This window comes from Clostridium sp. HCP1S3_C6, assembly GCF_052066735.1.
GTDB lineage: Bacteria > Bacillota > Clostridia > Clostridiales > Clostridiaceae > Clostridium.
The window spans coordinates 1-7,129 of sequence record NZ_JBQHRN010000056.1 but is presented as its reverse complement, the minus strand read 5'-3'; the positions used below and the strand labels follow the sequence as shown (position 1 = coordinate 7,129).

The following is a 7,129-nucleotide window of genomic DNA, read 5'->3' as shown; positions in this document are numbered from 1 at the left end:
CTGTGGAGTATCATATCAAATGCAAGTAGTTTTTATAACAAAAGCAGATACATTGAAACAGTAAAATTCTTAAAATGTTTATATTTGATTACATTTTAAGTAGCAGATAATATTATGCACATAGATAGAACCAAGGTTAAAAATGTTTTTAATAATTATGTTGATAATTATAATAGTCATGATGGAAAAATAAAATTAAAAATATATCATACATATAAGGTAAGTGAGATTTGTGAGAAAATTGCAAAAAGTTTAAAATTTAATAATGAAGACATAGATTTAGCATATCTTTTAGGTATTCTTCATGACATAGGAAGATTTGAGCAAGTAAGAAGATATGGAACATTTAATGATGCTAAGTCTATAAACCATGCTAAGCTTGGGACTGAAATTTTATTTGATGAAGGTAAAATTAGAGATTTTATTGATGATGAAAGTGAAGATGAATTAATAAAAAGTGCTATTTTGTATCATAATATGTATGAGATACCAAAGACTTCTTCAAAGCGTATAGAATTATTTTCAAAACTTTTAAGAGATGCAGATAAAATAGATATATTTAGGGTTAATGTACAAGATCCACCTATAGATGTATACGGATCTTCCAAGGATGAAATTATTAATTCTAGGATTACTAATGAAGTACTAGAATCATTTAAAAGACTTGAAACGGTACCTAGAGTATATAAAAAGACTGCTGTAGATAATGTAGTATGCCACATTGCATATGTTTTTGGTATATATTTTAAAGAAAGTATTAAAATTATTATAAATGAAGGATATTTTCAAAAACTTATAGAGTTTAAGTCTAATGATGATATTACTAACAAACAGTTTGATGAAATTCGTAAAGTAATTGATTTATATATTAAAAAAAAGCTCCACAATTAATTTTGTGGAGTTTTTTTTAAAGAATGGTATCAACGCCATTTACTTTTGCTTGTTCATTTTCTTTAACGGGTATAACTATGCATTTTTGACCATTTATTATTTCAGATTTTATTTCAGATACCTTTTGAGGTTTTACATTAAGAATAATATCATAATCTGTTATATTGTTATCTTCAATAGATTGTTCATCTAAATCATTATTTTCGGAATCGTCTTTAAGTTCTTCTTTCCTTTTATCTAATTCAGTTTGAAGTACTTGAACTTTTTTCTTTAATTTTTCTTCTTTCTTTCGTTGTTCATTTTTTTCTAAAGTTTTTTTATCAAGAAGATGTTCTATTACAGGTGGAGCATCTTTAAATTCTTCAGTATAGCATTTTTCTATTTTTGTACTTATTTCTTCTGGTACACCACTATCTGCTAAAACTTCAGAAATAGAATCATTAGTTAATACCATTGGAGTATTGCTTACTGTTGTATCATTATATTCATCAACCATATTATTAAGATTTTCTTGTATCTCCATAAACAGATGTTCTGATTTTTCATCATCTGAACCTACTGCATTTTTAATAATATTTGTAAAGGCTTCTTTTTGTTCTGTTGCAGTTGTTTTATAGGGGCATCCAAGAGCACCCTCCATTAATTCTGGATGAGTATCCTTTGCATTTTTTGTGAAATATAATAATGAATCAATATCAGAACTACGTTCTGTAAATGCAGGAAATAAAAATCCATTAGCAGGAGGTTCAACTATCCAATCTCTTATACGTGCGCCTATTCTGTTGTCATCTTCAAAATACCTAAGACCTGGTTTTGATAATGATACTGGACATATTGCACATAATATATATTCATAAACTTCTTCAGATTCATCTAATTTTAAATTGTCAGTAGTTTTTGTTATTACATCATAGGCATCATGAAAGACAAGTATTAAATAATTACCTTCATAATCGTAATTATCAATAATTGATTTATATAGCTTTTCTAAAAGAGCATCATCTTTTAAAGCACTCTTTTTTAGCGCCATTAAATCGTATTGAGTTCCACCTGTTTCTTCTTGCTCAGAAGGAAAATTAAGTTCTAAAAGATTATTACCTAATGTTCCTGAAAGAGTCTTTTTGGCAATTTCTAAGTATTTGAAAAATTCATCTTCATCTAAGTTTAAAAAGGTTTCTTTTATATTTAAAATAATATTTTTGTTGGAATTTACATAACATCCACACATTTTGGTGAAAGTACATTCATCCTTTTTGAAACGTCTTTTAAGTTCTAAAACATCTTTCTTTCTCATTTTTTACCTCTTTCTTGTGAGTTTTATTACCTACCATTTTGAATTACATGTTCGTACCAATTTCTTTCATCTTTAGATCCTAAAATAATTCTTTCATTTTCAGTATTTTGTATTTCGAGCATTTTGCCAACTTCTTCATCATTAAGTGACATTGGAATAATATCTTTATGATGAGCTCTTACAAGTCCTAATTTGAAAAATTGTAATTCATATTGTTCACTAATAAGAACAGAAAATGAAATGCCACATAAGTGTTCATTAACATTTGCAAATTCATTTGTACTTTGATTTATAATAAGTTTTTTTTCTTCTTTATCAACGCCACTAAGATATAGAATTAAGAATTTAGGCGTAATATTTACTATGCCTTCATAAAATGTTGTCCTTTTTAATGCAAGTTCAAGAGAGTCATAATATTTTTTATAGTCATCAAGACTTATATGATCTTTTTCTATTAATGAACGCAATTTAGGATTATTTAACTGATCATCATTTTGAATTCCTGTAATAGCAACTGCACGAAGTATATTGTTATCTTCAAAAATTTTGATAACAGCACCTACAATATTTTTTTTTGATGATTCACTATAATAATAGCCATAGTATGTACCAATAAATTTTGTATCGAAGCCTTGAATATTTTGACTTCTGCTTGAATCTGTAAGAGATAAGTCTTCTCTTAAAAATTGAAATGTTGTAATTTCAGGAGTAAGATTGCAATTGTAGAAATTTACAATTTTGTTTACTATATTTATACTTGGAACAAATTCTGGATTTCTGCATTTTGATAAATTTACGTATGATGGAAGTTCATCTTCATTTCTAATATAAATAGGACATTCTCCGGAACCTGATACATAATAAGGTGCAGTATTAAGCTTTTTCCACATATAGTCATAGTTAATATGGAAAAATTTATTCTCCTCAGGAGTTAATTTTGTAACATTACGTGCCATATAAAATCCCTCTTTTGTATAAAATTTCTATTGTAATATAATATGTAACATAAGTATAACATACATATAAATAGTGCAAAAGAAAAAAAGTATAAAATAGTTTAATTTTAGTTTAAAATAAATCTATTTTAGTATAAATATTGTTTAAAATTAAAAAAGAACAGCTTTTTAATTACAAAAATCTGTTCTTTCTATATTATTGTTTTATGCTAGTTTGAGATTTTATTATTAATGGTACAATAATAAATATATAAATATATTCTACAAATCGCATTAGAAATTTTGCTGCTGATTTTCCTATAAAATTCATACTTGCATTTATAAAATATTGATTCCAGAAGTACATAGGAATTAGTGCTATTATTGTAATTATAATAAGTTTCTTTTTGTCTTTTCCAATTTCAAATTTAATAAAGCACCATCTACATAGTCCATTGGATATGGTTTAAATGTTATGTAAACAACTAAAGCAACAATTACTGTAAAACCAATAATTACGAAAGTAATATCACGATTTTTAACATCTGCTTCTATCCATTTATATAGATATGTATTTTTGAATGTCCACTTGGAAATGAATAACCTGTTGCTGTTGTTATAGCATCTCCTGCTGGAATAATTCTTGCATCCTTAATCCAAGGTCTATATACACAAGCAGTTAGTTTTAAAAAGCCATTTACTAAATTTGCTCCATAAAGGTGGTAAGTGCACCTTCTCTTACCTTATGGAATCAGTTGAGTTGCCTATATAATGTATGTACACTAATTTGTACAATGATGCTATCTATAGTATCTCTTATGATAATTATTGTTGCAGGGGTTAAAGATAAAAGTTGTCGTTCCTATGGCATTTTTGCAGGAATTGCTCTTGGAATGATGATGGTAGGGGCTTTCGGTATGAATATTGTCTCTAAAGAATACTTTGGAATTGTTGAAAGATTTAGTGTATTTGCTGCAACTGGTTTCAATGCGGTATTTGGAGTACATTTGTATATGATGGATCTATCAAGTGAAAATTGTGACTGTAAGCATATATAAATGACCATTGATTTCTATATAACATTTGAAATGCTACACAAAACAGGTATTATATATCTTAAAGGGATTGGTGTAGATGAAAGTGTTTTATTATCAATGTAAAGAGAATTATCAAGTTATTGGAGATGGAGGAAACAATGAAACAGTTAGTAATATATATACATGGAAAAGGTGGTAGTGTGAAGGAGGCAGAGCATTATAAACCATTTTTTGCAACGAATGATGTGATTGGATTTGACTATCAGGCACAGAATCCTTGGGAAGCTAAAAGTGAGTTTCAAGATTTTTTTCACAGATATAGAAAGAGCTATGATACTATTATACTGGTGGCAAATAGCATTGGTGCCTTTTTTGCAATGAGTGCACTAGGAAAGGAACAGGTGGACAAAGCATTTTTCATTTCACCAATTGTTAATATGGAGAAGTTGATTATAGATATGATGGGCTCGGCAAGAGTTACTGAGTATGAACTTTATAGGAAAAAAGATATTAGAACGGAATTTGGAGAGACATTATCATGGGAATATCTGTGTTATGTTAGAGAACATCCCATTGAATGGCAAGTCCCAACTTACATATTGTATGGAGGAAAAGATAATCTTACTTCTATGGAAACTATATCCCAATTTGCAAAATGTATTGGCGCAAGGCGTATGGATAAGATGGAAGATCTTAAAAAGGATAGAGTAATACCGATATTTTGGGATTTAACAAATGAGGAATCTATGATAAAATGTGTAGAAAGTATAATAAGGGAATCTGGTCATATTGATGTGCTTATCAACAATGCTGGATATGGTTCTTATGGAGCAATAGAAGATGTACCAATAGAAGAAGTTAAAAGACAGTTTGACGTAAACCTTTTTTGTATGGCAAGGTTGATACAGCTTGTTACACCAGGAATGAGAGCAAATAATTATGGTAAGATTGTAAATATATCTTCTATGGTGGTAAAATATGGACAAGATTTGGGGCTGGTATCATGCAACAAAGTTTGCCTTTCGTGCATTTTCTCTTGGACTGGGAAATCAGTTACAGCATATAAGCAGGAACTTTCACTGTAAAGAAATTGCTTTTGAATAATTATAAAGTAATTGTATTAAAATTACTAGAAAATGTACCTAAAAATATACTGATTCTAAGATTTTCTAATACTTAATAAGGAACAATGTTATAAAAGGATTTATATAGAAAAGAAAGAATATGAGAGGGTGGTTATTGAAATGGTTTGAACAGTTTGATATGAAGAAAAATCTTATTAATGAGGTGAAAGCACAAGATGATTAAAGTACTTTTCGTATGCCACGGCAATATTTGTAGATCACCAATGGCTGAGTTTGTGTTAAAAGATATGGTTGCAAAGTGTGGTCTTGCCGAACAGTTTGAAATTGCTTCAGCAGCTACAAGCACAGAGGAAATATTCAATGGGGTAGGAAATCCTGTTTATCCTCCAGCTAAGGCTGAGTTAGCAAAACATGGCTTGAGTTGTGAAGGAAAAAGAGCAGTACAATTAAAAAGTTCTGACTATGACTATTACGATTACCTTATCGGAATGGATACTAAGAATATATCCAACATGGAAAGGATAACAGGTCATAAAGAAGGAACCAAAATACGATTACTTTTGGATTTTAACAACCAATCAAAATCGGTGAGAGACCCTTGGTATTATGATTGCTACGATGAAACATATTGTGATGTTGTAACAGGATGCACTGCATTTCTGAAGTATTTAAAAACAGAGGGCAAGATCTGATGCAGAAATCACAATACAAGCAAATGTAATCGTTGAAATTACAATAGAAATATGTTATTCTTACTGAAGAAGTGGAGGTATACAAATGCAGATTTCTAGTAGATTTACAATGGCAATTCATATGTTTGCCTGTATAGATACATTTGCAGATAAGAAGATGACTAGTGAATTTATGGCAGGTAGTATTGGTACAAATCCAGTGATAATTAGAAAGCTTTTACAACAGCTAAAATCTGCTGGATTGATTGAAGTATCAAGAGGAACAGGCGGAGTAAAGATAATAAGACCTTTAGAGAAAATAACCTTTTTAGATATTTATAAAGCTGTTGAGTGTACGCCAAATGAAGAGTTATTTCATTTTCACGAAAATCCTAATAAATTATGCCCAGTAGGTAGAAATATTCATAATATTTTGGATGGAAAGTTATTAACAGTTCAACAGGCAATGGAAAAAGAAATGTCTCAAATAACATTGGCAGATGTAAAAAAAGATACAGAAAAATGGCTTACCAAAGTATGATATAAATAGCTTTAGATCACTTGATCTAGGGCTTTTTTTATAAGAAATTATGAGATTAAGAAAATTAGATGTAACTATTAACGTTACATTAAAATGATGATACAATACTTGATGTAACAGACGATATTACACCAAATAAGGCGCCATATTTGCAATAAAGTAATAGTTTTTGGAGGTATGATTATGAATAATTATAGTAAAGTAAACGTATCTAATGAAGGGAGAAAGTGTAGAACTTAATGCAGGTGACTGGATTCGTATTTCGCCAATTGCAAAGAGACAATTTTTCGCAGCAGAAGATTCTGCTATAAGTTTTGTATGTATTCAAATAAAGGAAAATTCCCTTGAAGGTTACACTGCAGATGATGCAGTGATAGAACAGTAAAATTTTTTATTAAATTTAAAAATATCTTTTTATTACTTTTTTAATAAAGATAATATATTTTTGATAAAAATATAATTTAATTTTAAAATATTGAAAAAATATATTTAATATAATAAAATTGTTGTAATAATAAAAGTAAGCTCTTAGAGCTTATTTTTTTGTTTTAATTATCTTTTAAAAAAGGAGCTTATTAATAGTTATTAAAAATATATTCAAATATAATCAAATGTAATATAATATATTTAGGGGTGATTATATTTGAGTAAAAATTATAAACCAAAAGAATTTGC

At 28.5% G+C, this 7,129-nt stretch carries 8 protein-coding genes; 6 read left to right on the top strand and 2 right to left on the bottom strand.

Annotated features, from left to right (window positions below; translation table 11 throughout):
- The first annotated feature begins 114 nt into the window (after positions 1 to 114).
- Positions 115 to 891 (top strand): HD domain-containing protein, encoded by a 777-nt coding sequence (locus ACTNAO_RS12565; protein ID WP_441029579.1) that lies wholly within the window; start codon positions 115 to 117, stop codon positions 889 to 891.
- Between the two features lie 16 nt (positions 892 to 907).
- Here the strand turns inward: ACTNAO_RS12565 and ACTNAO_RS12560 are convergent, their stop codons facing one another.
- Positions 908 to 2,185: a DUF4317 domain-containing protein gene (locus ACTNAO_RS12560; RefSeq protein ID WP_441029581.1), complete on the bottom strand. Its 1,278-nt coding sequence runs from the start codon at positions 2,183 to 2,185 to the stop codon at positions 908 to 910.
- Between the two features lie 26 nt (positions 2,186 to 2,211).
- Positions 2,212 to 3,141: a hypothetical protein gene (locus tag ACTNAO_RS12555; protein WP_441029584.1), complete on the bottom strand. Its 930-nt coding sequence runs from the start codon at positions 3,139 to 3,141 to the stop codon at positions 2,212 to 2,214.
- A 797-nt stretch (positions 3,142 to 3,938) separates the two neighbouring features.
- Here ACTNAO_RS12555 and ACTNAO_RS12550 point away from each other — a divergent pair.
- The 5 genes from ACTNAO_RS12550 to ACTNAO_RS12530 all read left to right on the top strand — a co-directional run bounded on the left by ACTNAO_RS12550 (position 3,939) and on the right by ACTNAO_RS12530 (position 6,839).
- Positions 3,939 to 4,178, top strand: coding sequence for a hypothetical protein (locus ACTNAO_RS12550; protein ID WP_441048080.1), 240 nt, complete (start codon positions 3,939 to 3,941; stop codon positions 4,176 to 4,178).
- Positions 4,179 to 4,315: 137 nt separating this feature from the next.
- Positions 4,316 to 5,242, top strand: a complete 927-nt coding sequence (locus ACTNAO_RS12545; protein ID WP_441029590.1) for an SDR family NAD(P)-dependent oxidoreductase — start codon at positions 4,316 to 4,318, stop codon at positions 5,240 to 5,242.
- 215 nt (positions 5,243 to 5,457) lie between these two features.
- Entirely contained in the window at positions 5,458 to 5,934 is a 477-nt protein-coding gene (locus ACTNAO_RS12540; RefSeq protein ID WP_441029593.1) for a low molecular weight protein-tyrosine-phosphatase, read from the top strand.
- Positions 5,935 to 6,019: 85 nt separating this feature from the next.
- A complete protein-coding gene (locus ACTNAO_RS12535) occupies positions 6,020 to 6,454 on the top strand; it encodes an Rrf2 family transcriptional regulator (protein ID WP_441029596.1) in 435 nt (144 codons plus the stop codon).
- A 214-nt stretch (positions 6,455 to 6,668) separates the two neighbouring features.
- Positions 6,669 to 6,839, top strand: a complete 171-nt coding sequence (locus ACTNAO_RS12530; protein WP_441029599.1) for a hypothetical protein — start codon at positions 6,669 to 6,671, stop codon at positions 6,837 to 6,839.
- The last annotated feature ends 290 nt before the right edge of the window (positions 6,840 to 7,129 follow it).